This is a genomic window from Mycolicibacterium sp. SMGY-1XX (genome assembly GCF_059132455.1).
Genome location: NZ_CP101139.1, coordinates 1112982 through 1138336, shown reverse-complemented (window position 1 = coordinate 1138336; position 25355 = coordinate 1112982). Strand labels below are relative to the sequence as shown.

The following is a 25355-nucleotide window of genomic DNA, read 5'->3' as shown; positions in this document are numbered from 1 at the left end:
TCTCAGGTGCTACTCGGGCCCGTCAGATCTAGGGGGCCGGGATGGTGGCACAGCCGACGTTCGGGATGCAGCCAGTCGCTCCACCGGGTCCGGCGGTGCCGCTGGGGCCGACCGGCGAGAGGCTACCGCTGGCGCCACCCGGTCCTGCCGTCCCGGCCGGTCCGCTCGGAATGGCACCGCTGGCACCGCCGGGGCCGGCCTCGCCCGCAGGGCCTACCGGTGAGAGGCTGCCGCTGGCGCCACCGGGGTTGGCTTCACCACCGGGACCGAAGGGGATGGCACCGGCCGCACCGCCCGGGCCTGCCTGACCCCCGGGGCCACCGGGGATGTTGACGTCAGCGCCGCCGGGGCCGACGATGCCGATGTCCGCGCACGGAGTTCCATCAACGTTGACGCATGGTGGCGGTGGCGGCGGAGCGGGCTCAGCCATCGCTGCTGGGGCGAAGGCGAACGCCGCGGCCGCGGCACCTGCGAACAATGCTGGAGTCATCTTCGAAAGTTTCACCATCATGTCAGTGGAACTACCACCTCAGCCAAATCCCTAAACCACTAGAAAACCTTTACGGCGGCGGAATCGAAAACCGCCGCCATGGATGCAACCCGTTGTCCTTCACCGGAGTTGACTACACGGGCCCATCGATTCATCTGCCTCCGGACGCGCGACGCCGCCCGGAAACAGGCGGTCCGACCAGGCCCGAATTGTTAACACTGGGTAAATCGCGCTCCACCGGTTGCCGACGCTGGCACCCTCCATGACCATAGGTGCAACCGCTTGCGCAAGGCATTGCACGAGCGATTTCGCAGAGGAGGACTCCAAGTGCCGTCGAGGCAGATCGACATCACCGCGCTGGACCCCGCGCTGGCATACAAAGTGCTGGTCGGCGCGGTTCAGCCCCGGCCGATCGCGTGGGTGTCCACCGTCGCCGCCGACGGGACCACCAATCTGGCCCCGTTCAGTTTCTTCACGGTGGCCTCCCGGGAGCCCGCAACCCTTCTGGTCTCGATCGGACCCAAGGCCGACGGCGGTGTGAAGGACACCTTGGCCAATGTGCGTGCCACGGGAGACTTCGTCGTCAACGTCGCGTCGTTCGACCACCACCTCGCGGTGAGCGCGACAGGGGCCACCGTAGCCCCGGAGGTAGACGAGTTCGAGTTGGCGGAGCTGACGCCCGTCGCCTCGGATGTGGTGCGCGCACCCCGGGTCGCCGAGGCACGGCTTTCCATCGAGTGCCGGCTGCGTGAGGAGCATCAAATCGGCACGGACACAGTGATTTACGGCACCGTGTTGCGCGTCCACGCCGCCGAGGGCGTGCTGGACGACACGCTGCGGGTGGACAACGACGTGCTCAACCCGCTCGGCCGGCTGGCAGGCCCGTGGTTCTCGGGACCCCTGACCGGCATTCCCGAAGGATGGCAGCCCGCCGAGACGGTGACCCATGGCTGAGTCCCTGCGCGTTGGTGTTGTCCAGCTGAAGGCCATCCCGGGCCGCGCTGAGGTCAACCTCGCCAACGCCGAGCGCCGAGTCGCTGAACTGGCCGGCCAGGGCGCCGGCGTCGTCGTACTGCCCGAACTGTTCGCCACCGGCTACGACCTGGACATGGACCTGGCCACGGCCAGCCTCGACGCCGAGGAGCACACCCAGGCCGTGATCGGTTGGGCCCGCGAACACGACTTGGTGATCGCCACGGCTCTGCTCACCCGCTCGCCGGACGGCGAGCTGATCGACCTGGCCGTCGTCATCGGCGCCGAGGGAGTTCTGGCGTCGGCGTCCAAGCGGTTCCTGTGGGGCGGCGAACGGCGCAAGTTCGGCCGTCGGGTGGAACCGGGCGCTCTGGTCAAAACACCCTGCGGCACAATCGGTGTCGCAATCTGTTATGAGGCAGGTTTCCCGGAAGTGGTGCGTGATCTGGCGCTGCGGGGAGCCGACATCATAGCCATCCCAGCCGCTTTCGGCCGTCAGCGGCTCTACGCCTGGGAACTGCTCACCCGCTCACGCGCCCTGGAGAACGGCTGCTTCGTGGCGGCGGCCGGCCTGACGGGCACCAATCCCGGCGGAGTCTCGTTCGCCGGGCACAGCCGCATCATCTCCCCCACCGGCGACATCCTGGCCGGGCTCGCCCGCTCCGAAGGCGCTGCCCTGGCGTCGATAGACCTGGCCGATATCGATCACTCACGTGCCGCAATCCCTTACCTGTCCGACCTCATCGCCGATCGCGTCGAGGCCGCCGCTGAAGACGAAGGAGAACAAACATGGCTGACGTCGACGTCGTGATCTGCGGAGCGGGTATCGGCGGCCTGGCCGCCGCTGCCGCGCTGCGCGGCAAGGGCATCAGTACCACCGTGCTGGAGCAGGCACCTCAGCTCGGTGAGGTGGGCGCCGGACTGCAGATCGGCCCCAACGCCACCCGCGTGCTGCACCATCTCGGTCTGCAGGATGCAATGGACCGCATCTCACTGGAGGTGCAGGAGACGGTGAACCGTCGCTGGTCCGATGGTTCGATCATCGCCAAGACCACGCTCGGAGCAAGCGCCACAACACGTTACGGCTCGCCGTACCTCCAGGTGCACCGCGCCGACCTGCACGACGCGCTGTTGTCGGCGGCCGTTGACGACGGCTTCTCCGGGCCCCCTGCGCGGATCCTGACCAACAGCACCGCCGTCGGCGTCGACGAAACCGATCCGCTGCGCCCGAAGGTACTGCTCTCCGACGGCACCGCGATCGCCGGCAATGTGGTGATCGGTGCCGACGGCATCCGATCGACCATCCGCGCGTACATCGGTGCTCCCAATGACGTCGAAGACAGTGGCGACATGGCATTTCGCACCCTGATCGACGGTGATGCGGTGCGTCAGGACCCCGCTACCCGCTTCCTCGTCGACTGGCAGGCCGGCAATGTGTGGTTCGGCCCCGGAGGCCATCTGGTGGTCTACCCCGTGCGCCGCCAGAAGCTCATCAACATCGTGGGCATCTTCCCGATCAGCGAGGACGTCTCGCGCGACTGGAGCAGGCCGGCCACCCATGAGGAACTGCTGGCCGCCTATCAGGGCTGGGATGACCGGGTCATCGCGCTGCTGAGCAAGGCCACCGGCCCGATCATGCTGTGGGCGCTCAAGTGCCAGGAACCGTTCTCGCAGTGGAACCGCGGCAACATCGCGCTGCTCGGCGACGCCGCCCACTCGATGGTTCCCTATGTCTCCCAGGGCGCTTCGCAATCCATCGAGGACGCGGCGGTCCTGGCCGAGGAACTCGCCGACACAGATTCCGCCGGCGTGGCCGTCGCGCTGGAGGGCTACGTCCAGCGGCGCGCCGAACGTGCCCGCGCCGTGCAGATCGCCGCGATGGACAACCGCGGTGTCTTCCACCTGCCCGACGGGCAGCAGCAACGTGAGCGCGATGCAAGGATGCGCGCGGTCGCCAAGAACGTCGACACCAAACTCGACTGGATCTACCAGGGCACACCGCTGGGCGGCTTGACCGTCTCGGCCCGCTGAAACCCCCTCCACCCGAAAGGCACACCATGAAGATCCGCAGAACCCGGGCAGGAATCGCCCTTTTCGCCATCCCGTTGCTCATGACCGCCGCATGTGGTTCGTCGGACTCGTCGGAAGAGTCCGCCGAGGGCGGCTCCCCCGTGGTCAAGATGGACGGCGTGGTGCCCGACCCGTTCGGCGTCGTACCCGTGTTCGTGAAAGAGGAAGGGCTGGACAAGAAGTACGGGTTCACCCTCGAGTACACCGAAGGCGACCCGGCCGGCGGCACCACCCCGTTCCTGCAGGGCCAGGTGCAGTTGGGTCCCGGCGACGCGGTGTCAGCAGCCATCGCCAACGGTGAAGGCCACGACACCGTGGCGTACTACCCGTTGATGTCGCAGACCGCCGGTGTGATCGCCAGCGGCGCCAGCGGTATCAAGACCCCGGAAGATCTGCGCGGCAAGCGAGTAGGCCATTTCGGCAACGACTCCGGCACCACCCAAGCCATCACGCTGACCCTTAAGGACGGCTGGAACATCGACGTCAACAAGGACCTGACGCTGGTGCAGTCCTCACCCGAGGCGCTGCCGGCCCTGCTGGCCAAGGGCGAGGTGGACGCGATCTTCAACTTCGAACCCTTTGGTGACCGCGCCGTCCAGATGGCTCAGGGCACCCGGGTGCTCGAAGTGACCAAGTACTGGCAGGACAAGGAAGGCTGGGCTCCGCCGCTGGCGATGCTGTGGTCCAACCGGAGCTGGCTCACCGAGAACCCGGAACTGGCCAACAACGTCGTCGCCGCCTACAGCGAGGCCATGCAGACCATGATCGACGCCAATTACGAGACCTTCAAAGAAGAGCCGTACAAGTCGTTCCTCGATGCCGAGTCTGATGAGGAGCTCGACCGGCTGGTCAGCTACTGCCAGAGCCTGCCCTGCTACACCAACTCCTGGACCGAGGAAGACGCCACGGCGATGAACGACTGGGTCAAGATGATGGTCGACGACGGCATGCTGCCGAATTACCCCGAGAACGCGCCGGCCGCCACGCTCGACTCGGTCCTTGCCAAGTAAGTCGTTCCATGTTGAGTAGACGGACCCAATCGGTGCTGTACTCCGTTGCCGGCGCCGCCTCCATCATCGCCCTCTGGGCGTTCGGTGGCGCCGGCAGCAACTTCATCGCCCCGATCGGCGAGGTGTTCGGCGAACTGCCCACGTTCCTGGCCGATCCCGATGTGTGGGCCAGTGTCGGCGAGACCTGGATGCGGGTGCTGCTCTCGCTGGCCCTCGGCCTGGCGCTGGGCATCGCGGTGGCGGTGGTGATGTGGAAATCGGACTTCTGGGGCCGGTTCGCCAGCGTGTACGTTGCGGTGTTCATCACGGTCCCGAGCACCATCACCGCGCTCATGGCGGTGTCGTTCTTCCGCAATGTCGAACTCGGCGCCGTGGTGGTGCTGGTGGCCACGATCTTCCCGTTCGTGGCGCTGGTGGTGCTCTCGGCCCTGCGCGGGGTGGACTCCGGCCTGCTGGAAATGGCTGCGACATACCGTTATTCACGGTGGCAGTACGTCCGGGAGATCCTGGTGCCCCACACCGCGGGCGCGGTGATGACCGCGGTGCGCAATGAGCATGCCCACCTGTGGAAGGTGGTCGTCGTGGTGGAGATCTTCCTGGTCAGCAGTGGCATGGGATTCCAGTTCGACCGTTCGTTCTCCAAATTCAACCTCGTTGACGTGATGCTGTGGCTGATCGTGTTCGCGGCCATCTTGTTGGCCACCGAATACCTGGTGATCAGGCCGCTGGAGAAGAAAGCCCAGCACTGGACAGGAGTGTCGTCATGACCGTTCACCTCGAACCGCCCGCAGCGACAGAGCAGATGAATTTTCTCGATCTACAAGGCATCTCGATCACCTACGGCACCAAGACCGCCGTACGTGACATCGACCTGCGCATCGGCGCGAACGAGTTCGTCTCGATCATCGGCCCCAGCGGCTGCGGCAAGTCGACGTTGCTGCACGTGTTGGCCGGGTTGAAGTCGCCGGCGTCGGGGCAGATCACCTACCGCGACGCCGATGTGACCGCCGACGTAGGCAAGCGGCTGCGCACCGGCTACGTCTTCCAGGATCACCGGCTACTGCCGTGGCGCAGCGTCCGGCGCAACATCGAGATCGCGATGCGCAGCGCGGGTGTGCCGAAAGCTGAGTGGGACAGCCAGATCGAACGGTATCTGGCGCTGCTGCAGGTCCGCGACCACATCGACGCCCTGCCGATGAACCTCTCCGGCGGGCAGCGCCAGCGGGTGTCCATCGCTCGCGCACTGGCGGTGCGCCCCGACCTGGTGCTGATGGACGAGCCGTTCAGCGGGCTCGACGAGGTCACCGGGCGCACCATCCGGGTCGAGCTCGACCGGATGCGGCAGAGTTCGGCGACGCCGACGTTGTTCGTGACGCACTCGATCCGGGAAGCGTTGTACCTGTCCGACCGGATCCTGGTGCTCAGCCGCGGCCCCGCCACGGTGCTCAAAGAGATCACCATCGATCTGCCACGGCCCCGCTCCTACGGTGATCCGCGGCTGGTCAAGCTGGAGGAGGAACTGGTCGACGAGGTGCTGCAGGTGTGGGAACCCACGGCGGAGACGCGGTCGTGACGACCCTGGACACCCCGGCAGTCGCCGGCGTGACCCCGGCGCCCGGCCCGAAGCGAAACCTGGCCTGGATCAATCGGTTCGGCGCTCCGGCGCTGGCGCTTCTGGTGGGGCTGGGGGTCTGGGAACTGGCCAGCATCACCTCCGACGGCTGGGTGCCGTCCATCGCGGACCTGTTCGCCGCGACGGGCTCGGTGTTCTCCTCCGACACCTTGGTCGCCGATCTGCTCATCACCTTGCGACGGGTGCTGCTGGTGTGGGCCGGATCGGTGGCGGTGGGCCTGGTCCTGGGCGTGGCGGCCGGATTCAGCTGGCAGCTGCGGGCTTTCCTGCGCCCGATCCTGGCGGTGGCCCTGGCGGTGCCGGACATCGTCTACATCATCATCGTGATCCTCATCCTCGGAACCGCCGAGAGCTCCGGCATTCTCGCGGTGATCCTGGCCATCGCGCCGCTGGTCGTCAACGTCACCATGGCGTCGGTGCTGGCCCGCGATGTGCGCCTCGACGAGATGGCCGCCGCCTACAAGTTCGGTCCGCTGACCTACATGCGGCACGTGCTGTGGTATCAGCTGCGCCCCGCCGCCGAAGCCGCGGCCAGGACGTCGTTCGCGTTCTCGTGGAAGCTGATCGTGCTACTGGAGGCCATCACCTCACCCGATGGGATCGGGGCGCGGATCATGCAGGAGTTCAAGTATCTGCGCCCGGCCGAGATGATCGTTTACGCACTGCTTTTCACGGCGCTCATGAAGGCCATCGAAGTGCTGGTGATCGACCGGTTCCTGCGCACCAAGCCCGGCCCGGTGTCATGAGCTCAGCCGGTGGTGGACTCCCTGATCACCAGTTCGGTGGGCAGGGTGGTCGACGAGGTGGGCAGGCCGTACAGCACGGCCAGCAGGGTCTGTACGGCGCGCACGCCCATCTCCTCCATGGGGCTGCGCACGGTGGTCAGCGGGATCATCAACTCGCCGGCGACGCCGATGTCGTTGTACCCGGCGACGGCCACGTCGCGGCCGGGTCTGCGGTCGAGCTCACGCAGTGCGCCCATCACACCGATCGCCGAGAAGTCGTTGACCGCGAAGATCGCCGTCGGTGGCCTGGCCTGGGTCAGCAGTTGCATCGCACCCTGGTGGCCGTGGTCGGCGTCGAAGCCCAGTTCGAGGATGTTGGCCGGGGGCACCTCCACACCCGCCGCGGCCAGGGCGTCGACGCAGCCGTTGACCCGGTCCACACTGGTACTGGCCCAGTTCGGCCCGGCGATGATGCCGACCTCGGTATGGCCAAGGGCGGCAAGGTGTTCCCCGATCTGGCGACCGCCGCGGTAGTCGTCACCGCACACCGACAGATAGCCGGGGCTGCGGCGCGACACCAGCACGAACCGCACCTTGCGGCGCTCCAGTTCGGCCAGGTTGGAACCGTCGAGGCGGGCGTCACCGAGGATCAGGCCGTCCACCCGGCGCCCCAGCAGCAACTCGAACCGGCGTACCTGTTCGGCCGGGATGTCGTGGGTGTTGGCCACGAACGTCTCGTAACCGGCCTTGTCGGCCTCACTCTCGATGGCGTCGTACACCAGCGACAGCACGATGTCGGTCAGATGCGGAACCAGCACACCGAGTGCGGTGGAGCGGTTGGTGGTCAGGCTCGCCGCGTTCGGGTTGGGCGTGTAGCGAAGTTCCTTGGCCAGCGCGACGATTCGGGCGTCGGCGGCGCTGACCTCGGCCCCCGGAGTGGCCGCGCGGCGCAATGCCCGCGACACCGTGGACACGTGCACCCCGGCGGCGTCCGCGATCGTGCGCAACGTCACCGGACCATCGGGTGTCACCACGCAAGCCTCCCTCACCTGTCCCCCGCAACCGAGCACACATCATAAGCAACCGTTCGCGCAATACGTTGCGCAACTCAGTATCAAAGGAGATGTGACCATGAATCTGTCCGGAGTCGACCTGGTGAAGCTGTTCGCCCGCGAGTTCGAGCTGTGCAAGATGTCCGCCGGTGAACACGTCATCGTGCTCACCGAACCGACCAGCCGGCCCGACTATGTGGCGGCCGCCTTCGGTGCCGCCCAGCAGTTCGGCGCGCACGTCGCCACCATCACCGCCCCCTCCGGCACCCCGATCCCGGAACCGGCCACGCACACCGGATCCGGCCCCGGGCTGCAGTCGGTACTGGACAACCGGGTCATCCAGGAGACCCTCAAAGCCGCCGACATGGTGGTGGACCTGACCCACGAGGGCTTTGTGCACGCCCCCGTCCAGTCCGAGATTCTGGCCGCAGGCACCCGCATCCTGTTCGTTTGCGACGCACCCGATGTGCTGGCCCGCAACCTGCCGTCGGTGGACGACACCGAATTGGTGGAATCCGCGCGCGATCTCATCAAGGCGTCGAAGGTGATGACGGTGCGTTCCGAGGCCGGCACCGATTTCACCGTCGACCTGATCGACAGCCACCCCGGCTTCCAGAAGGGTTTCGTCGACAAGCCGGGCAAGTGGGATCACTGGCCCTCCACCATGGTGGTGTGCTGGCCGATGACCTCCAACGGCACGATCGTGCTGACCGCAGGCGACATCCTGCTGCCGTTCAAGGAGTATGTCTCCAGCGACATCCGCCTCGAGGTGGTCGACGGGCGGATCGAGGACATCAGCGGCGGCCCCGACGCCAAACGGTTACAGCAGTTCTTCGACGACTCCGACGATCAGTGGGCCCGCTCGCTGTCGCATATGGGCTGGGGCCTGATGAAGTCCGCCAATTGGTTTGCCACCGCGATGTATTCGAAGCACGAGATCATGGGCATGGATGCGCGCGCCTTCGCGGGTAACTTCCTGTGGTCCACCGGCCCGCACCCGTTCCTGGAGCACGATTCGTTCGCCCACCTCGACATCGCCATGCGCGGCTGCTCGATCGTCGTCGACGACACCCCGGTGACCAAAGACGGTCGGTTGCTGTGAGCGACATACTCGACCAGGACGCGTGCGCTCAGGCGACGGCGGTCCAGGATGGGATCATCTCGCCGCGTGAACTGGCTGAAGCCGCGATCACACGTATCGAGACGGCCAATCCGGAGCTCAACGCGCTGAGCTGGGAGCGTTTCGAGCAGGCTCTCGACGAATGCGAGCGGGTCAATCCCGCCGCACCGTTCGCGGGGGTGCCCATCCTGCTGAAGGACCACCGCTGCACGGCGGCGGGTCAGGAGACCCGCTACGGCACAACCGTGTTGGCGAACACCCGCACCCCGGGAACGGTGGACAGCAACATCTACCGTGCCATCGTCGACGCCGGCTTCGTGGTGCTGGGCCGGACCACGGTGCCCGAGTTCGCGACAGCGTTCATCACCGAATCCGACGCCGCCGGGGTGACCCGCAATCCGCGGGCGCTCGATCGCACCCCTGGCGGCTCCAGCGGCGGCGCCGCCGCGGCAGTGGCAGCCGGCATGGTGGCCGTCGCGCATGCCACCGACGGCGGCGGCTCGATCCGGCAGCCGGCCAGCTGTTGCGGGCTGGTGGGCCTCAAGCCGTCCCGCGGCCGGGTCAGCCTCGGCCCCGACGCCGGTGAATCCTGGGCCGGCGCCACCGTGGAGGGTGTCATCACCAGGACCGTGCGAGACGCCGCCGCGGTCACGGCCGCCCTCGCGCGGCCATTCCTGGGTGACCCGTATTCGGTTGCGGGACCGGCGATCACACCAACCCCCGACGCCATCACCCCGCAGCGGATCGGTGTCATGCGGCAGCACCCGTCAGGCAGCCCGTGGCCGTCGGCCGACGTCCGGGCGGTTTTCGAAGGCATCACCGCCGTGCTGTCCGACCGCGGGCATCAACTCAGCGACAGTTTCCCCGCCGCCCTGACCGAGACCGAGTACCAGCGGCACTACGACACCATCGTCGACGTCGACGTCGAGCTGTTGTCCCGCAAGGTCGAAGCCCTGCTGGGTCGCCCTATCGAGGATTCCGAACTGGCCCCGCGGAACGCGCAGAAGCGTGCCCGGGCACGCGCTCTGGGGGCACCGGCCTACCTGGAATCGCGGTACTGGCTGGCGACGTGGACCTACCGCCTGCAGTCGTGGTGGTCGGATTGTGATCTGCTGATGACACCCACCATGGGCGATCTGCCGTCCCTCGTCGGCGGCGATGATGCCAGCATCGCGGCCCGTTCTTCTGCAATGACGGTCATGACGAACTTCGCCAACATCGGTGGCCTGCCGGCGATCAGCCTGCCGCTGGGCCAGACCGACGCCGGGATTCCCATCGGCATCCAGTTCGTCGGCCGTCCCGGCGCGGAGAACACACTTGTTGCGCTGGCCAAGGACTTCGAGGCACGGGGCCCCTGGTTCATTTGAGCAGTTTCGACATCCGCCGGTCGGCGAGCACCTTGCCGCCGGTCTGGCAGGTGGCGCAGTACTGAAAGGACTTGTCGGCGAACGACACTTCGCGCACGGTGTCCCCGCAGACCGGGCACGGCATCCCGGTGCGGGCGTGCACCCGCAGCCCGGATCGTTTCTCGCCTTTGAGGGTGGCGGCCTGCTGACCCACCGATCGTGAGACCGCGTCGGTCAGCACGGTGATCATCGCGTCGTGCAGCGCGCCGAGCTGGGCTTCGGTCAGCTTCCCCGCGGTGGCGAACGGCGAGAGCTTGGCCACATGCAGAATCTCGTCGCTGTAGGCATTCCCGATCCCGGCGATCACCTTCTGGTCGGTGATCACCGACTTGATCCGCCCGGTGTTCCCGCGCAGCACCGCAGCCAGTTCGTCGGGCCCGAGCGACAGCGCATCGGGTCCCAGCGTGGCGATGCCGGGGACTTTCGCAGGATCGTCGACCAGCCACACCGCCAGCCGCTTCTGGGTTCCCGCCTCGGTCAGGTCGAAGCCCGGGGCCTCCCCGGGCGTGCCCAGGTGCACCCGCAACGCGATCGGGCCCTTGCCCGGCTTCAGCGGGTTGGCGGCCAATTTGTCGGACCACCGCAGCCACCCGGCCCGCGACAGATGGGTGATCAGGTGCAGCTCACCGATCTGCACCCCCAGATACTTGGCCCATCGGTGGGCGCCGGTGACGGTCTGCCCGTACAGCGCCGTGACGGGCGGATCGAAGGTCTTCAACACCGAGAAAGCCGACACGTCGATACGGCCCACCGGCAAGCCGACGGCATGACTGCGCAGATAGTCGGCGAGCGCTTCGACCTCGGGTAGTTCGGGCACGGTGTCCAGTCTGCCGACCATTCCGAAGCCTTGTCACCCGTTATCCGCAAAGATGAATCGGTGCGCCTTCGCTGTCTCGCAGTTCCTCTGGCCGTCGCGGCCCTCTTCGCCGGTGCCCCCGTCGCCTCCGCCGAGCCCAGCCCGCTCTACACCTTGGTCGACACCGTCGCCCAGCGGCTGCAGACCGCCGAGCCGGTGGCGGCGTTCAAGTGGATCAACGGCGGCCCCGTCAACGACCCGCCACGGGTCGCGGTGGTGCTCGACACCGTCGCGGCGGACGCCACCGCGCAGCAGGTCGACGCCATGTACGTGCGGCTGGTTTTCCAGGACCAGATCAACGCCAACGAGGGCATCCAGTACACCCGCTTCGGGCAGTGGAAACTGGATCCCGCGGCGGCGCCGGCCACCGCGGCGGACCTGGCGGCGTCGCGGGACGCGATCAACGGCTTCAACAAGACGATCGTCAACGAGATCTCGCTGCACCGGGATACGCTGCTCGGCCCGGCTTGCCAACAGGCCTTGGACAGCGCCGAACAGGCGGTGATCCACGACCGCGGGCTGGATCCGATGTACCAGCAGGCGCTGGCGACGGCCACCGGCTCCTACTGCTAGAGAATCGCCCCCACCACCCGCCTTTTTCGACCACAAGAACTAGAACGTGTTCTAGTCTGGGCGTCATGCGGTTCACCTATGCGGAAGCCATGACCGACCCGACCTACTACATCCCGCTGGCCAAAGCGGCGGACGAGGCCGGGTACCACGCGATGACGATCCCGGACAGCATCGCCTACCCCCTCGAGTCGGATTCGGAGTATCCGTACACCGAGGACGGCAACCGCGAGTTCCTCGACGGCAAGGCGTTCATCGAGTCGTTCGCGTTGATCGGTGCGCTGTCGGCGGTGACGACCAGACTGCACTTCAACATCTTCGTGCTGAAGCTGCCGATCCGGCCGCCGGCGTTGGTGGCCAAACAGGCCGGCTCGCTGGCGGCGTTGTTCGACAACCGCCTGGGCCTCGGCGTCGGCACCAGCCCGTGGCCGGAGGACTACGAGATCATGGGCGTCCCGTACGCCAAGCGCGGCAAGCGGATGGACGAGTGCATCGACGTGATCCGGGGCCTGACCTCCGGCGACTACTTCGAATATCACGGCGAGTTCTACGACTTCCCGAAGACGAAGATGACGCCGGCGCCGACGAAGCCGGTGCCGATCCTGGTGGGCGGGCACGCCGACGCCGCGCTGCGCCGCGCCGCCCGCAACGACGGCTGGATGCACGGCGGCGGCGACCCCGAAGAACTCGACCCGCTGCTGGCCAAGCTGGCGAAGTTCCGCGACGAGGAAGACCGCATCGGGCAGGCCGAGGAGTTCGAGATCCACGTCATCTCCATCGACGGATTCACCCTCGACGGCATCAAACGCCTCGAGGACAAGGGCGTCACCGACGTCATCGTCGGCTTCCGCATCCCCTACATCAAGGGCCCCGACACCGAGCCGCTGGATGCGAAGATCCGCAACCTGGAGTGGTTCGCCGAGAACGTCATCGCCAAGGCTGGGTCCTGACTCACCGTTCGGAATCCAGCGCGGCCATGTGCTCGGCCGGGTAGCGGGTACCGGAAATCTGGCCGACGGGCACGGCCGCTTCGATCTTCGCGAGTTGGGCGTCGTCGAGTGCCACCCCGATGGCGCCGAGGGATTCGGTGAGCCGCGTCCGGGTCTTCGCACCGACCAGCGGCACGATGTCATCGCCTCGGGAGCCCACCCAGGCGATCGCGGCCTGTGCCACCGTGATGCCGAGTTCGTCGGCGACACTGCGCAGGGCCTCGACCAGCGCCAGGTTGCGGTCCAGGTTGTCGCCGGAGAAGCGGGGGGTGTGCAGCCGGAAGTCTCCTTGGCCGCCACTGGTTTTCGACCAGTGCCCACTGATCAGTCCCCGCGACAGCACGCCGTAGGCGGTGACGCCGATACCGAGTTCGCGGCAGGTGGGCAGGATCTCGCGCTCGATGCCGCGGTCCGCCAGGGAGTACTCGATCTGCAGGTCGCTGATCGGGCGGACGGCCGCGGCGCGCCGGATGGTCTCCGAGCCGACCTCGGACAGCCCGATATGGCGCACTTGACCGGCGTCGACGAGTTCGCCGATGGCGCCGATGGTTTCCTCGATCGGCACAACGGGATCCAGCCGCGCCGGCCGGTAGACGTCGACGTAGTCGGTGCCGAGGCGCTGCAGCGAATACGCGAGCGCGGTGGTGACGGCGGCGGGCCGGCCGTCGAACCCGACCATCGCGCCACCCACACCGACCTGGGCGCCGAACTTCACGCTCAGCTGATAGCTCTCGCGCGGAACGCCGCGCAACGCTTCGGCGAGCAGCAGTTCGTTGTGGCCCATGCCGTAGAAGTCGCCGGTGTCCAGCAGCGTGATCCCGGCGTCCAGTGCGGCGTGCACGGTGGCGATGCTCTCGTCGCGGTCAGCGGCACCGTAGGCGCCCGACATGCCCATGCAGCCGAGCCCGAGTGCCGAGGTCTTGAACGTTCCCAGTGTGTTCATGGCCCCAGTCTTGGCCGGATCCGGCGGCGTAACGAGGACGCGTTCAACCAGGGAGCGGGAGTCCCTGTCACCGGATCGGTGCGGCCGCCACAATGAGGTGATGGACCGGGACGCCCTCGCGGACTTTCTGCGCCGCCGACGAGTTGCCATGCAACCGGCCGAAGTAGGGCTGCCGGCGGGCACGCGCCGGCGCACCGCGGGCCTGCGCCGCGAGGAAGTCGCCCAGCTCACCGGAATGTCGGTGGACTATTACAGCCGGCTCGAACAGGCCCGCAGCACGCAGCCCTCGCCGCAGATGGTGCGGGCGCTGGCCCGCGCACTGCGCCTCACCCGCGACGAGACCGATCACCTGTACCGGCTGTCGGGACATGCCGTGCCTGACCGCACGGGACCGTCGACGCACGTGCGGCCCGCGCTGCTGTTCGTTCTGGACCAGATGCGCGACGCCGCCGCGTTCGTCTGTTCCGACACCTACATCATGCTCGCGCAGAACGACCTGGCCAGGCTGTTGATGGGCGATCTGGTGCCCCAGGACAAGGGATACCGGGCCAGCATCGCCTGGCAGTGGTTCGTCGAACCCGACGGCCGAACCCGCGTACCGGAGCCGCAACGGCACACGCACAGCCAGATCACCGTCGCCGACCTGAGGGCCGCCTGGGCGCGCCGTCGGGACGACGCCGACATGCGTGAGCTGGTCGACAATCTGCTGGCCCACAGCGCCGAGTTCGCCGAGTTGTGGGCACGCCATGAGGTGGCCGTCCGGCGCATGCAGCAGAAGACCTTTCACACCGCGGTCGGCCCCATCACCCTGGACTGCGAGACGCTGGCCACCGACGACAGCCAGACGTTGGTGGTGCTCACCCCGCCGGCCGGATCATCGGCGCTGCAGGACCTGCAGCTGCTCAGAGTCGTGGGACGGCAGGCGGATCAGAGTTCGTCCCACACCGGCTGACGTTTCTCCCGCAGCGCCATCGCCGCTTCGGTCGGGTTGTTGGTGAACCCGGTCAGGATCTGGGTGCGGTTCTCGAGCTCCTTGGCGTGCCGCAGGCTGGAGGCATCCAGCGCGACGTTGAGCCCGGTCTTGGTCTGCCACACCCCGTAAGCGTTGTTGGCCGCGATCTCGCGCGCTTTGCGCAGCGCCGCCTCCAGCAGTTCCTCGGGTGGCACCACCTCGAAGACCAGGCCGATGCGGTGGGCTTCGGCGGCGTCGATGATCCGGCCGGTGAGCATCAACTCGCGCGCCACCCCGGCCCCGACGATCTTGGGCAGCAGATAGCTGGTGCCCATGTCCAGCGAGGAGAACCCCGCCTTGATGAACACCGAGCCGAAGCGGGCCCGCTCCGAGGCGATGCGGATGTCACAGTGCAGCGCGTACGCCAGCCCGCCTCCCACCGCGGCGCCGTTGACCGCGGCGATGACGGGAATGGGCAGCTCGTAGAGCCGGGTCAGCTGATCGGCCAGCCGCACCTGCCCGTCATAACTGGTCTTGAACGGTGCCTTCGCCGGCTTCACCCAGGGCTGACCCGTGCCGGACAGGTCGGCGCCGGCACAGAACCCGCGGCCCGCGCCAGTGAGGATCGCCACTCGGTGAGCACCGGATTCCAGCTCGTCCATGGCGGCATCCAGACCGTCCAACAACGCCCCGTCGATGGCGTTGAGCTTGTCCGGGCGGTTGAAGGTGATGCGTGCGATGCCGTCGTCCACAGTGTCGAGTTGCACAGCCGCCATGCGCTGACAGTAGGCGACACCCGTGGCGTCGCTTGACCGGAACGCTGCGACCTCCTAATTTCTGTGACGCACCGGTTGAACATCCAGCCGCCCTTTTCCCGATGTTTTGTTGAAGGACGACTGGATGCACGACGGTGTTGACCCCGCTTCGCCCGAAGCTCGGTCACCGCAACTGCGCGTGGGCTGGTTCCGCTTCTTCTTCGACGACCAACGCTGGGAATGGTCGGCGGAGGTTCAACGGATGCACGGCTACGAACCCGGTGAAATCACACCCACCACGGATCTGGTGCTGTCGCACAAGCATCCCGATGACCGGGATCGGGTCGCCGCCCTACTCGAAGAGATCCGGACCACCCACCAGCCGTTCAACACCCGGCACCGCATCATCGACGCACGGGGTTCCGTGCACGACGTCGCGGTGGTCGGCCACCCGCTCACCAACGACGGGCACGTCATCGGGACGCAGGGTTTCTACGTCGACGTGACACCCGGTGAGGCGATGCGCCAGCAGACCATCAGCGCCGCCGTCGCCGAGATCGCCGAGAACCGGTCGGCCATCGAGCAGGCCAAGGGCATGCTCATGCTGATCTACCGACTCGATGCCGACCGCGCCTTCGACCTGCTCAAGTGGCGTTCCCAGGAGACCAATACCCGGTTACGCAACCTCGCGGTGCAACTGACCGCGGACTTCCTGGCGCTCGACTTCGACGACACCCTGCCGACCCGCGCGGAGTTCGACGAGGTTCTGCTCACCGCACATCTGCGGATCACCGACACCGGCTAGAGTGCGCGCGTTACGGTTCGACAGGTGGGCGGATACACCGAGCTGTTCCAAGCCAGCATCACCGACCCAGCGGCGTTCTGGGCGCAGGCGGCGCAGGCCGTCACCTGGACACACGCACCGCAGCGCATTCTCGACGACGCCGATCCGCCGCACTACCGCTGGTTCCCCGACGGGGAGTTGAACACGTGCGCCAACGCACTGGACCGCCATGTCGCCGACGGTCGCGGTGACCAGCCGGCGTTGATCTACGACTCCCCCGTCACCGGCACCAAACGGACCTACACCTATTCCGAACTGCTGGACCAGACAGCACGTTTCGCCGGTGTGCTGCGCGGTCTCGGTGTCGGGGTCGGTGACCGGGTGGTGGTCTACCTGCCGATGATCCCCGAGGCGCTGATCACGATGCTGGCCTGCGCTCGGCTGGGTGCGGTGCATTCGGTGGTGTTCGGCGGATTCGCACCGCACGAATTGGCCGTCCGCATCGACGACGCCCGCCCGGCCGTCGTCGTCACCGCGTCCTGCGGTATCGAGCCCACCCGCACCGTCGAGTACAAACCGATGATCGACGCTGCCATCGCGCGCTCGCAACACCCGCCGCGACACTGCGTCGTGGTCCAGCGCGACCACCACCGCTGCGACATGATCGACGGCCGCGACCTGGATTACGCCGCACTGATGTCGACCGCGCGGCCGGTGGATCCGGTGCCGGTGCCCGCCACCGCGCCGCTGTACGTGCTCTACACCTCCGGTACCACCGGCAAGCCGAAGGGCATCGTCCGCGACAACGGCGGGCATGCGGTAGCGCTGCTGTGGACCATGCGCCATGTCTATGACGTCCGGCCCGGCGAGGTGTTCTGGGCGGCCTCCGATGTCGGCTGGGTGGTGGGCCACTCCTATATCGTTTATGCGCCACTGCTTCTGGGCGCCACCACGGTGCTCTACGAGGGCAAGCCCGTGGGCACTCCGGATCCCGGAGCGTTCTGGCGGGTTGTCACCGAACACAACGTCAAGGTGCTCTTCACCGCGCCCACCGCCATCCGCGCCATCCGCAAGGAGGACCCGACCGGTTCGTACGTCGCGAAGTACGACCGGGCCTCGCTGAAGTACCTGTTCGTCGCCGGCGAGCGGTTGGACCCCGACACGCTGCACTGGGCCGCGGAGCAACTCGGTATCCCGGTGATCGACCACTGGTGGCAGACCGAAACCGGCTGGCCCATCGCCGCCAATCCCATGGGGGTAGAACAGTTCCCGGTCAAGGCCGGGTCGCCGACGTTCCCGATGCCGGGTTACGACGTGCGCGTCCTCGGCCATGACGGACAGGACTGCCCACCCGGCGTGGAAGGCGACATCTGCATCCGGCTACCGTTGCCGCCCGGGACACTGCAAGGCATCTGGGGTGATGATGCGCGCTATCAGAAGTCGTATCTGGCCGAGCATCCCGGGTTCTATCTCACCGGTGACGGCGGGTTCGTCGACGACGAGGGCTACCTGTTCGTGATGGGCCGCATCGACGACGTGATCAATGTGGCCGGACACCGTATGTCGACGGGCTCCATCGAGGAGGTGTTGGCCACCCACCCGGCCGTCGCCGAGTGTGCGGTGATCGGCGTGCCCGACGAGATCAAGGGCCAGGTGCCACGTGGGCTGGTGGTACTGAAGGCCGGAGCCTCCGCCGAGGGGCTGGCCGAGGAACTGATCACGTCGGTGCGCGACGAGATCGGGGCGGTGGCAGCGTTCCGTCTCGTCGACGTCGTACCCGCGCTCCCCAAGACGCGCTCCGGGAAGATCCTGCGAAAGACGTTGCGCGGCATTGCCGCCGGCCGCGACGAGCCGGTGCCGTCCACCATCGAGGACGCTTCGGTGCTCGATGCGCTGGGCCCGATCCTGCGGCACTGACCTACCTACGCCCATACCGCCGTTGGCGACGGCGTGGCTGTCACCGCTGGGCCAGTATCGCACCGCCCAGCCACCGCCGGATGAACCGGCGCAGCTCGTCGCGGCTGCGGCCGGACTCGTCGGGGGCGACGAAAAACGACAGCATCACGCGCAGGGTGAACTCGACGAGTTCGCGCAACGCCTGCTGGTCGTAGCCGTAGCGCTGCCAGTCCACGTCGAACCGGGTGATCATCCGCATCCCGAACGTCTGGGCCTCGGGGGACGTCACACTCGAGGTACCGCTGCTCAGGTACGGCGCTGACAGCAGGATCCCCAGATGTGGTGTGCGCGTGACCTCTTCGAGGGTGAAGAGCACACCTTCAGTCATCGCGTCCGCCGGATCGGCGATCCCGCGCACCGCCTCGGTGAGGCGATCCAGGAAGCCGTCCACCGAGGCCACCGCCGCGGCATGCATCAGCGATTCGGCGGTGGGAAAGTACCGGTACACCGTCTGGCGGATGACGCCCAGCGAATCGGCGACCTGAGCGATGCTCACATCCGAGCCGCTCTCGCCGATCAGCGCCACCGCCGCGGCCACAATCCGCGCAGTGGCTTCCTCGTCGCTGGCCGGTGGCCGGCCGTCCCAACCGCGTCTACGGGCCATGTCCGCAGGATATCCGGCATTGACGGATGGCGACCGATGCAGTAATCATACACACAGGACGTTTGTTGTATGATTACCGGCGGGAGCCCCCATGACAGATCTCATCGTGCGCAAGATGCGCTTCGCGTTTGCCGAACACCATGTTCCGTTCCTGTGGAATGAGCAGAACCCGGCCTTCTCGAGCATGGCCAACGCGGTCTCGTTCCTGGCTATCGCGTTCGAGAAGATGATCGGACACATGATCACCGAGGCCATGCCGCTGATCACCGATCCCGCGATCGCCGAGGAAGCGCAGGCATTCGTCCGTCAGGAGGGTCAGCATTCGATGGCCCACCGCCAGCACGCCAAAGGGCTGATCCGGAGCTACCCGGGCCTCACAGAGACGCTGGACCAGGTGATCGCGATGTTCGACGACATGACCGCCCACACGCCGCTGAAGTACCGGCTGGCCTACACCGCCGACCTCGAGGCCACCTTCACCCCGGCGTTCAAGCTGATGCTCGACCACGACGACACCCTGTTCGCGCCCGGAGACGACCGGGTGGCCTCGCTGTTCCTCTGGCACTTCGTCGAAGAGGTGGAGCACCGCAGTTCCGCGCTCCTCATCTACAACTCGGTGGTGGCCGACCCCTGGTACCGGATGCGGGTCGCGCCGTCGATCTTCAAGCACGTCTGGGCGGTGCTGCGGGTGGCCTGCGAGGGCTTCAACAAGCACGTTCCGATCGAGGAACGCAAAGTCGACGCCTTGTCGATGTTCTCCGTGCTGAGCCGCAAAAAAGCGCTCCAACAACGGCTTCCGTTCTTCTCGACCGCTGACGACGGCCCGTTCGCCAATGCATTCAGCCATCTGCCGGCCAAGGAAGTGCTCGTCGCGCTGTCGGGCATCGTACGCAGCCAGATCCCCGGACACGATCCTGCCTACGAGACCCTGCCCGCACTCGCCGACGAGTGGTTCAGGCGTTACGAGACCGGCTACGACGTCACCCGGTGGTATACGTCCGCCGACAAGCAGAATGCCTGAGTTCGCCATGTCTGACCTCTGCACCCCGACTTTTGCGGATCTGGCTGCCCGCCTGGGCTTTTCATGCCAGACAGCCGGCGGACTGATCGAGTTCCGCACGCCGTTCGCGCTCGAGAACTGGACCCTGCCGGTACTGGAGCTCACCGTCATCGTCGGTGCCGTGTTGACCCTCGTCCTCGCGATCAGCCGGGCACGCCGGCACGGCGATCCCACCAACCTGGTGTTGTGGTTCGGAGCCATCGCCTACCTGCTCATCATCGAACCACCGCTGTACTTCCCCGCCGCCTTCGGCATCGAGGAACACGTCGACACGATGTTCGCCCACAACGTCTTCACCGTCGAGTTCCTCTGGGGCCGGCTGCCGCTCTACATCGTCGCCATCTACCCGATGATGGCCACGGTGGCCTACGAGATCGTCCGGATGCTGGGCGTTTTCCGTCGGCACGGGCTGCTGGTGGGGGCGGCGTGCGTCGGCTTCGTGCACCACGCGTTCTACGAGATCTTCGACCACCTGGGTCCGCAACTGCGGTGGTGGGAGTGGACGCTGGACAACCCGATTAACCAACCCTTTTTCGCGTCGGTGCCACTGCCCAGTGTCGTGGTGTTCGCGGCACTGTGGCCGATGTCGTTGACTTTCTGCGTGCGGCTGTTCGTGGGCCGCCACGTCGACAGCGGTGCCACGTTCAGCGGGGCGCAGTTGGTGTGGCGCACCGTCGTGGTGGGTGTGCTGGCCTCCGTCGGCACCGCGGTGCTTCCTCTGCCCGCCACCGTCGCCGCCATGCTGACCGGCAGCACCGACATCGGCGGTGTCGTCTACGCCGCCGAACTGGTGACGCTGAGCGCGGTGTCCGCCGTGGCGCTGGTGAACCAGTGGCGCACCGCGCGCCCCGGGGGCACAGGCGAGTACCGAAACCCGCTGATTCTCGGTTACGCGACGGCGTATCTGGTGGTCATGGCGCTGCTATGGGCCACTGCCCTGCCGGCCTATCTGGAGTCGGTTGACGGCGTGACGCCTGACGGCGATCCCGTGGGCAGTCTCTGGTACACCGGGCTGTGCTTTGTGACCGCCGGGCTGAGTCTGGCGGCGGCGTACACCGCGACCCGGTCACATCTTGGTGTAGCGGGCCATCGCGAAACTGTAGAAACCGTAGCTGACGATTCCTAGCGCGGCGGCGATCACCAGCGCCGGACCGAAGGGCTGGGCGGCGAGCGCTTTCAGTGCGCCGTCCAAACCGGTGGCCTTGCTGGGGTCCGCCCGGCTGACCGCGACGACCACCACTACCCCGGTGCCGACGATCGCCAGACCTTTGGCGATGTACCCGACGGTCCCCAGTCGACGCACGAGGGTGCTCGTCGAACCCTTGAGGTCTTCCAGGAAGTTCTGGCTGCCTCCCAGATAGACGTGGTAGGCGCCGACCGCGACGATGATGACCCCGGCGAGAATCAGCGTCACCGTCCCGGCCGTGGTCTGCATCAGTCGGGCGCTCAACGTCGAATTCTGTTGGCCGGCCGACTCCCCCGCTCCGCGGGCGAAACCGAACGTGGACCATGCGAGCGCAAAGTAGATCGCGGCGAGCCCGAATGCCTTCGCACGATCGGATACCTCCAGCAGGGTCCGTTGCGTCTTCGGGTCGGTGGAGCGCCCGAGTGCGGTCTCGACCAGACGCCACAGCGCCATCGCCAGGAATCCGCCGGCGGCGACCCACAGCGCGAAACCGCCGCCGGGTCTGGCGGCGACCTCGGCCAGTGCGCCGGACTGGTCAGCCGCACCGCCGGCGCCCTGTGCCACCCGGACGGCGAGGTAGCCCACGGCGATGTGCAACAGTCCGCTCACCACATAGCCGAACCGGGCGAACCGTTCGAACGCGCCGTTCTGGACGATGTCCGTCACGGTCGCCGGGGAGTCGTCGTCAGCCATCGGCCACAATCCTATTGCTCGCGCATCACGAGGTCGGGATGTCGGTCCGCACGACGATGATCTCAGCGCCTATCCTCAGCGGGTGACTTCCGAAGATGTGGTGATCATCCACACCGACGGCGGATGCCGGCCCAATCCCGGTCCGGGTGGTTGGGGAGCCGTACTGCGCCAACGCCACCACGTCCGCGAGATGTGCGGCGGCGAGCCAGGCGCCACCAGTAACAACCGGATGGAGCTGACGGCCCCGATCATGGCGCTGGAGGCGCTCACCAGACCTGTTGTGGTGCATCTGTATACCGACAGCACCTATGTCCGCAACGGCATCACCAGGTGGGTGCTGGGCTGGGAACGCAACGGCTGGATGACCGCGGCGAAGCAACCGGTGAAGAATGTCGACCTGTGGCAACGGCTGCAAGCGGCGTGCGCGCGACACCAGGTCGAATGGTTCTGGGTGAAGGGCCACTCCGGTGTGGGCGACAACGAACTGGCCGACGTCCTGGCCACCCGCGGTATGGAAGAAGCGATCGCCGCTGCGGTCTGAGCAGTTCCCGTTCTGAGCGGCTGAACACCCTCAGGACTCCCGCACCACATTCCCCGGCTCCTTGTCAGGACGCAGCCCGCGCCAACTCGGGTGGCGCAGCCGGTCGTCGGAGGTCCACTCGCCGTAGCGCACCTCACCGACGTGCACCGGCTCGACGTAGGTGACCCCGCGCGCGTCCACCCCGGAAAGCCGAACGTTGAACGGGGATCGGTCGGTTTTCAGCGGCGTCAGCAGCTTCTTGAGCTTGGTGAGCTCCTTCTCGGTGAACCCGGTCCCGACGCGGCCCACGAAGTCCAGACCGTTGTCTCCGGGAATTCCCATCAACAGCGCCCCGATACCGGACGAGCGGCCGCCTTCACCTTGGCGCCAGCCACCGATGACAATCTCCTGGGTGTTCCAGTTCTTGTCCTTGATCCACGACGACGACCGCCGCCCAGGCTGATAGGTCGAATCCCACTTCTTGGCGACGACGCCTTCCCACCTACGTTTGCGCGAGTATTCGAGCGCTTCGGCGCCGTCGCCGGGAAGCTGCTCGGGCACAATGAGATTGGTCCCGTCAGCCAGTGTCTCCAGGAGCTTGCGGCGATCCCGGTACTTGGCTTTCATCAGTGACCGGCCGTCGAGGTAGAGCAGGTCGAACGCCCAGTATTCGATGCGGGTGGCGCGCACCCGGTTCTGCATCTCGGAGAAGCTCGGCACGCCGTCCTCGGTCAAGGCCACCACTTCGCCGTCGAACAGCACGTGGTGGTCGGCGAACTCGGCGGCCACCGCGGCCAGCGCCGGGTACTCCGAGGTGACGTCGCGACCGCTGCGGGTGCGCAACAGCATCGACCCGTGATCGGCGTCGAACAGCAGGCGGTAGCCGTCCCATTTGCCTTCGAACGCCCATTGGCCGGCCTTCAGCTTCTCCACCGACCCGTGCGTGGCCAGCATCGGCGCCAGATCTGAGGGCGTCGGGGTGGGTTGATCCTTGGTGCGGTGCGCCAGCCAGTTCTTGCCGCCGGTCTGGATCAGGGCGTAGCGGCCGGAGATCTTGGAGCCCTTCAAGGTGACAATTACTTCACCCTTCTTGCCGTCGACGCTTTCCCCGTCGACACCCGGATCACGGAACTTCTCCGCCTCGTAAGTGCCGGAGTCCCAGACGATCACCTTGCCGCCGCCGTATTCACCTTTCGGGATGTCACCTTCGAAGGTGGCGTACTCCAGCGGGTGGTCCTCGGTGTGGACGGCCAGGTGGTTCACCGACGTGGTTTCCGGCAGATTCTTCGGCACCGCCCAGGACACCAGCACCCCATTGCGTTCCAGCCGGAAGTCGTAGTGCAGCCGTCGTGCGTGGTGTTCCTGGATGACAAACGTATTGTCCTGGCCGACAGCGGGTTTGGTATCCGGCACCGGCTCCGGCGTCTTGCCGGGATCCCGCATGCTGCGGTAGGTGGTCAGTTTGTCGGCGACGGGGGCGTCAGCATCCAGGGCCGCCAGCAGGTCCCCGTCGCGGGCCACCCGCTCCAGGACTTCGTCGTAGGTGAGGTGTTGCAGATCGGGATCTTCGATCTCTTGCCAGGTGCGCGGCGCGGCCACGGTGGGCCGCTCGCGGCCCCGCAACGAGTACGGCGCAATTGTCGTCTTCGATCCGCTGTTCTGACTCCAGTCCACGAACACCTTGCCCGCCCGCACACTCTTGGTCATCGTGGCGGTCACCCGCTTCGGCATCATCTGCTCGAGCTGCTGGGCCACCCGTTTGGCCAGCACCACCGCGCCCTGCGAGCTGACCGGGGTCTCGAACTGTGCGTAGAGATGCAGTCCCTTGCTTCCGCTGGTCAGTGGATAGGCAGTGAGGCCGATGCCGGCCATCAGTTCCTTCACCTCGTGGGCCACCTCGCACAGCTGCGGCATGGTGACGCCCTCGCCCGGGTCGAGGTCGAAAACCAGGCGCGTCGCCGGACCTGGTCTACCGTTTACGAACATCCATTGCGGCACATGCACTTCCAACGATGCCTGCTGCGCGATCCAGGCCAGCGCCTCCTGGCTGTCCACAATCGGATAGGTGGTGGTGCCCGAACGGTGGGTGACGCTGCCCCGCGTCAGCCACTCGGGCGCCGAGGACGCCAGCTGCTTCTCGAAGAACGCCGGCTCCTCGACACCGTTGGGCCAGCGCTTGCGGGTGGTGGCGCGGCCCGCGGTGTGCGGCACCATCACCTGCGCGATCGCCACGTAGTAGTCGAAAACGTCCTGCTTGGTGGTGCCCGTCTGCGGGTAGAGCACCTTGTCGGCATTGGTCAGCCGAACTCGTCCAAGGCGCTCCATAGCAGGACGGTATACCCGATCGGCTAGACCTCTGTCATGGCAGCGACGATCTCTTCGGTGTCGGGCAGCGCATGCGCCAGGTAGGCGAAGTTCACCAGGGCCGCCTGATAGCCGTCGCCGCGGACCGGATGTCGAGGCCCGGCGGTGGCGTCACGGACCACGGCGACCTCAAAACCCTGCTCGAGGAGATCGCGCAGATGTGACTCCACACAGATGTTGGCGAGCATGCCGCACAGGATCACCTTGGTGATCCGTCGTTTTCGCAGCTGGAGCACGAGATCGTTGGTTTGTGGGCCCCAGACCTTGTGTGGGCTGGCCACCACGGTCGCGGTGTCCTCGATGAAGGCTCGGAGCTCATCGAGCCAGTCCGCGCCGGAACCGGCGAAGCCGTCGAGGGTCAGCGCACCGGCCCGCGCAAAGGTGTCGGTCCGGAGTTCGTCGGTTTCCAAGGGCCCGTTGAACAACCACTGGTGATCGCTCGGATAGAAGTAGTGCGGCGAGACGAACAGTGGATAGCCGCCCATGCGGGCGGCATCCAACAACTCGACGAGATGCTCGACGGTGTTGTTCTCGCCGATACTGTCCGCCAACACCTCCCAATTGCGCCCGGTCGGGCTCAGTACGTCGTTCTGTGGGTCGATGATCACCACAGCGGTATCCGACGGGTGATACTGCACCGAGCTC

The 25355-nt window shown here is 66.7% G+C and carries 26 protein-coding genes; 17 read left to right on the top strand and 9 right to left on the bottom strand.

Going from position 1 to position 25355, the window contains the following annotated elements:
- Positions 1–28: 28 nt before the first annotated feature.
- Entirely contained in the window at positions 29–490 is a 462-nt protein-coding gene (locus tag NL241_RS05545; RefSeq protein ID WP_487691870.1) for a hypothetical protein, read from the bottom strand.
- Between the two features lie 327 nt (positions 491–817).
- On the opposite strand from NL241_RS05545, the gene NL241_RS05540 reads away from it, so the two are divergent.
- Genes NL241_RS05540 through NL241_RS05510 form a run of 7 tightly spaced genes read left to right on the top strand, consistent with a single transcriptional unit; the run spans position 818 to position 6921 of the window.
- Positions 818–1444, top strand: a complete 627-nt coding sequence (locus NL241_RS05540; protein WP_487691871.1) for a flavin reductase family protein — start codon at positions 818–820, stop codon at positions 1442–1444.
- Entirely contained in the window at positions 1437–2273 is an 837-nt protein-coding gene (locus NL241_RS05535; protein WP_487691872.1) for a carbon-nitrogen hydrolase family protein, read from the top strand. Before NL241_RS05540 ends, NL241_RS05535 begins: the two co-directional genes overlap by 8 nt.
- Positions 2252–3493, top strand: a complete 1242-nt coding sequence (locus NL241_RS05530) for an FAD-dependent monooxygenase (protein WP_487691873.1) — start codon at positions 2252–2254, stop codon at positions 3491–3493. Before NL241_RS05535 ends, NL241_RS05530 begins: the two co-directional genes overlap by 22 nt.
- Before the next feature lie 26 nt (positions 3494–3519).
- Positions 3520–4542, top strand: a complete 1023-nt coding sequence (locus NL241_RS05525) for an ABC transporter substrate-binding protein (RefSeq protein WP_487691874.1) — start codon at positions 3520–3522, stop codon at positions 4540–4542.
- Between the two features lie 32 nt (positions 4543–4574).
- Complete coding sequence (locus NL241_RS05520) at positions 4575–5309, top strand: ABC transporter permease (protein ID WP_494396988.1); 735 nt, start codon at positions 4575–4577, stop codon at positions 5307–5309.
- Positions 5306–6115, top strand: a complete 810-nt coding sequence (locus tag NL241_RS05515) for an ABC transporter ATP-binding protein (protein ID WP_487691876.1) — start codon at positions 5306–5308, stop codon at positions 6113–6115. The genes NL241_RS05520 and NL241_RS05515 overlap by 4 nt, the downstream gene beginning before the upstream one ends.
- Positions 6112–6921: an ABC transporter permease gene (locus NL241_RS05510; RefSeq protein ID WP_494396987.1), complete on the top strand. Its 810-nt coding sequence runs from the start codon at positions 6112–6114 to the stop codon at positions 6919–6921. Before NL241_RS05515 ends, NL241_RS05510 begins: the two co-directional genes overlap by 4 nt.
- Before the next feature lie 2 nt (positions 6922–6923).
- Here NL241_RS05510 and NL241_RS05505 read toward each other — a convergent pair whose 3' ends face one another.
- Positions 6924–7934 (bottom strand): LacI family DNA-binding transcriptional regulator, encoded by a 1011-nt coding sequence (locus tag NL241_RS05505; protein ID WP_487691879.1) that lies wholly within the window; start codon positions 7932–7934, stop codon positions 6924–6926.
- A 97-nt stretch (positions 7935–8031) separates the two neighbouring features.
- Between NL241_RS05505 and NL241_RS05500 the strand changes: the two genes are divergently transcribed.
- Positions 8032–9054 carry a 2,5-dihydroxypyridine 5,6-dioxygenase NicX family protein gene (locus NL241_RS05500; protein ID WP_494396986.1) on the top strand — a complete coding sequence of 341 codons (1023 nt, stop codon included), beginning with the start codon at positions 8032–8034 and terminating at the stop codon, positions 9052–9054.
- A complete protein-coding gene (locus tag NL241_RS05495) occupies positions 9051–10439 on the top strand; it encodes an amidase (protein WP_494396985.1) in 1389 nt (462 codons plus the stop codon). Before NL241_RS05500 ends, NL241_RS05495 begins: the two co-directional genes overlap by 4 nt.
- Here NL241_RS05495 and NL241_RS05490 read toward each other — a convergent pair.
- On the bottom strand, positions 10432–11295 hold the full coding sequence (locus tag NL241_RS05490) for an Fpg/Nei family DNA glycosylase (protein WP_494398243.1): 864 nt from the start codon (positions 11293–11295) through the stop codon (positions 10432–10434). The genes NL241_RS05495 and NL241_RS05490 overlap by 8 nt on opposite strands.
- Positions 11296–11355: 60 nt before the next feature.
- On the opposite strand from NL241_RS05490, the gene NL241_RS05485 reads away from it, so the two are divergent.
- Entirely contained in the window at positions 11356–11907 is a 552-nt protein-coding gene (locus NL241_RS05485; protein WP_494396984.1) for a chorismate mutase, read from the top strand.
- Positions 11908–11972: 65 nt separating this feature from the next.
- Positions 11973–12854 (top strand): LLM class flavin-dependent oxidoreductase, encoded by an 882-nt coding sequence (locus NL241_RS05480; RefSeq protein WP_494396983.1) that lies wholly within the window; start codon positions 11973–11975, stop codon positions 12852–12854.
- A 1-nt stretch (position 12855) separates the two neighbouring features.
- Here the strand turns inward: NL241_RS05480 and NL241_RS05475 are convergent, their stop codons facing one another.
- The gene (locus tag NL241_RS05475) at positions 12856–13836 is read right to left on the bottom strand and encodes an aldo/keto reductase (RefSeq protein ID WP_487691887.1); all 981 of its coding nucleotides are present in this window, start codon (positions 13834–13836) and stop codon (positions 12856–12858) included.
- A 100-nt stretch (positions 13837–13936) separates the two neighbouring features.
- Between NL241_RS05475 and NL241_RS05470 the strand changes: the two genes are divergently transcribed.
- Positions 13937–14788, top strand: coding sequence for a helix-turn-helix transcriptional regulator (locus NL241_RS05470; protein WP_487691888.1), 852 nt, complete (start codon positions 13937–13939; stop codon positions 14786–14788).
- Here NL241_RS05470 and NL241_RS05465 read toward each other — a convergent pair.
- The gene (locus tag NL241_RS05465) at positions 14764–15564 is read right to left on the bottom strand and encodes an enoyl-CoA hydratase/isomerase family protein (RefSeq protein WP_494396982.1); all 801 of its coding nucleotides are present in this window, start codon (positions 15562–15564) and stop codon (positions 14764–14766) included. The two genes, NL241_RS05470 and NL241_RS05465, sit on opposite strands and share 25 nt — an antisense overlap.
- Before the next feature lie 124 nt (positions 15565–15688).
- Here NL241_RS05465 and NL241_RS05460 point away from each other — a divergent pair, with 124 nt between their 5' ends.
- Positions 15689–16348, top strand: a complete 660-nt coding sequence (locus NL241_RS05460) for a PAS and ANTAR domain-containing protein (protein ID WP_494396981.1) — start codon at positions 15689–15691, stop codon at positions 16346–16348.
- Positions 16349–16372: 24 nt separating this feature from the next.
- Positions 16373–18244, top strand: a complete 1872-nt coding sequence (locus NL241_RS05455) for an acetate--CoA ligase (RefSeq protein ID WP_494396980.1) — start codon at positions 16373–16375, stop codon at positions 18242–18244.
- 40 nt (positions 18245–18284) lie between these two features.
- On the opposite strand, the gene NL241_RS05450 is transcribed toward NL241_RS05455, so the two are convergent.
- Positions 18285–18887: a TetR/AcrR family transcriptional regulator gene (locus NL241_RS05450; protein ID WP_487691894.1), complete on the bottom strand. Its 603-nt coding sequence runs from the start codon at positions 18885–18887 to the stop codon at positions 18285–18287.
- A 91-nt stretch (positions 18888–18978) separates the two neighbouring features.
- On the opposite strand from NL241_RS05450, the gene NL241_RS05445 reads away from it, so the two are divergent.
- Both NL241_RS05445 and NL241_RS05440 read left to right on the top strand, forming a co-directional pair.
- Positions 18979–19908, top strand: a complete 930-nt coding sequence (locus NL241_RS05445) for a metal-dependent hydrolase (protein WP_487691895.1) — start codon at positions 18979–18981, stop codon at positions 19906–19908.
- A gap of 7 nt (positions 19909–19915) precedes the next feature.
- On the top strand, positions 19916–21073 hold the full coding sequence (locus NL241_RS05440; RefSeq protein ID WP_494396979.1) for a DUF7802 domain-containing protein: 1158 nt from the start codon (positions 19916–19918) through the stop codon (positions 21071–21073).
- On the opposite strand, the gene NL241_RS05435 is transcribed toward NL241_RS05440, so the two are convergent.
- Positions 21014–21826, bottom strand: a complete 813-nt coding sequence (locus NL241_RS05435) for a DUF1206 domain-containing protein (protein WP_487691897.1) — start codon at positions 21824–21826, stop codon at positions 21014–21016. The two genes, NL241_RS05440 and NL241_RS05435, sit on opposite strands and share 60 nt — an antisense overlap.
- Positions 21827–21908: 82 nt before the next feature.
- On the opposite strand from NL241_RS05435, the gene rnhA reads away from it, so the two are divergent.
- Entirely contained in the window at positions 21909–22367 is a 459-nt protein-coding gene (rnhA, locus tag NL241_RS05430; protein ID WP_494396978.1) for a ribonuclease HI, read from the top strand.
- Between the two features lie 30 nt (positions 22368–22397).
- On the opposite strand, the gene NL241_RS05425 is transcribed toward rnhA, so the two are convergent.
- Both NL241_RS05425 and NL241_RS05420 read right to left on the bottom strand, forming a co-directional pair.
- Positions 22398–24671: an ATP-dependent DNA ligase gene (locus tag NL241_RS05425; protein WP_494396977.1), complete on the bottom strand. Its 2274-nt coding sequence runs from the start codon at positions 24669–24671 to the stop codon at positions 22398–22400.
- A 23-nt stretch (positions 24672–24694) separates the two neighbouring features.
- Positions 24695–25348 carry a cysteine hydrolase family protein gene (locus tag NL241_RS05420; RefSeq protein ID WP_487691901.1) on the bottom strand — a complete coding sequence of 218 codons (654 nt, stop codon included), beginning with the start codon at positions 25346–25348 and terminating at the stop codon, positions 24695–24697.
- Positions 25349–25355 lie beyond the last annotated feature (7 nt).

Bases quoted from the DNA above. Each gene is read 5' to 3' on its own strand.
- NL241_RS05545 (WP_487691870.1), bottom strand. From the start codon at position 490: ATGACTCCAGCATTGTTCGCAGGTGCCGCGGCCGCGGCGTTCGCCTTC.
- NL241_RS05535 (WP_487691872.1), top strand. From the start codon at position 1,437: ATGGCTGAGTCCCTGCGCGTTGGTGTTGTCCAGCTGAAGGCCATCCCG.
- NL241_RS05530 (WP_487691873.1), top strand. From the start codon at position 2,252: ATGGCTGACGTCGACGTCGTGATCTGCGGAGCGGGTATCGGCGGCCTG.
- NL241_RS05525 (WP_487691874.1), top strand. From the start codon at position 3,520: ATGAAGATCCGCAGAACCCGGGCAGGAATCGCCCTTTTCGCCATCCCG.
- NL241_RS05515 (WP_487691876.1), top strand. From the start codon at position 5,306: ATGACCGTTCACCTCGAACCGCCCGCAGCGACAGAGCAGATGAATTTT.
- NL241_RS05500 (WP_494396986.1), top strand. From the start codon at position 8,032: ATGAATCTGTCCGGAGTCGACCTGGTGAAGCTGTTCGCCCGCGAGTTC.
- NL241_RS05480 (WP_494396983.1), top strand. From the start codon at position 11,973: ATGCGGTTCACCTATGCGGAAGCCATGACCGACCCGACCTACTACATC.
- NL241_RS05475 (WP_487691887.1), bottom strand. From the start codon at position 13,836: ATGAACACACTGGGAACGTTCAAGACCTCGGCACTCGGGCTCGGCTGC.
- NL241_RS05470 (WP_487691888.1), top strand. From the start codon at position 13,937: ATGGACCGGGACGCCCTCGCGGACTTTCTGCGCCGCCGACGAGTTGCC.
- NL241_RS05465 (WP_494396982.1), bottom strand. From the start codon at position 15,564: ATGGCGGCTGTGCAACTCGACACTGTGGACGACGGCATCGCACGCATC.
- NL241_RS05460 (WP_494396981.1), top strand. From the start codon at position 15,689: ATGCACGACGGTGTTGACCCCGCTTCGCCCGAAGCTCGGTCACCGCAA.
- NL241_RS05450 (WP_487691894.1), bottom strand. From the start codon at position 18,887: ATGGCCCGTAGACGCGGTTGGGACGGCCGGCCACCGGCCAGCGACGAG.
- NL241_RS05445 (WP_487691895.1), top strand. From the start codon at position 18,979: ATGACAGATCTCATCGTGCGCAAGATGCGCTTCGCGTTTGCCGAACAC.
- NL241_RS05440 (WP_494396979.1), top strand. From the start codon at position 19,916: ATGTCTGACCTCTGCACCCCGACTTTTGCGGATCTGGCTGCCCGCCTG.
- NL241_RS05435 (WP_487691897.1), bottom strand. From the start codon at position 21,826: ATGGCTGACGACGACTCCCCGGCGACCGTGACGGACATCGTCCAGAAC.
- NL241_RS05425 (WP_494396977.1), bottom strand. From the start codon at position 24,671: ATGGAGCGCCTTGGACGAGTTCGGCTGACCAATGCCGACAAGGTGCTC.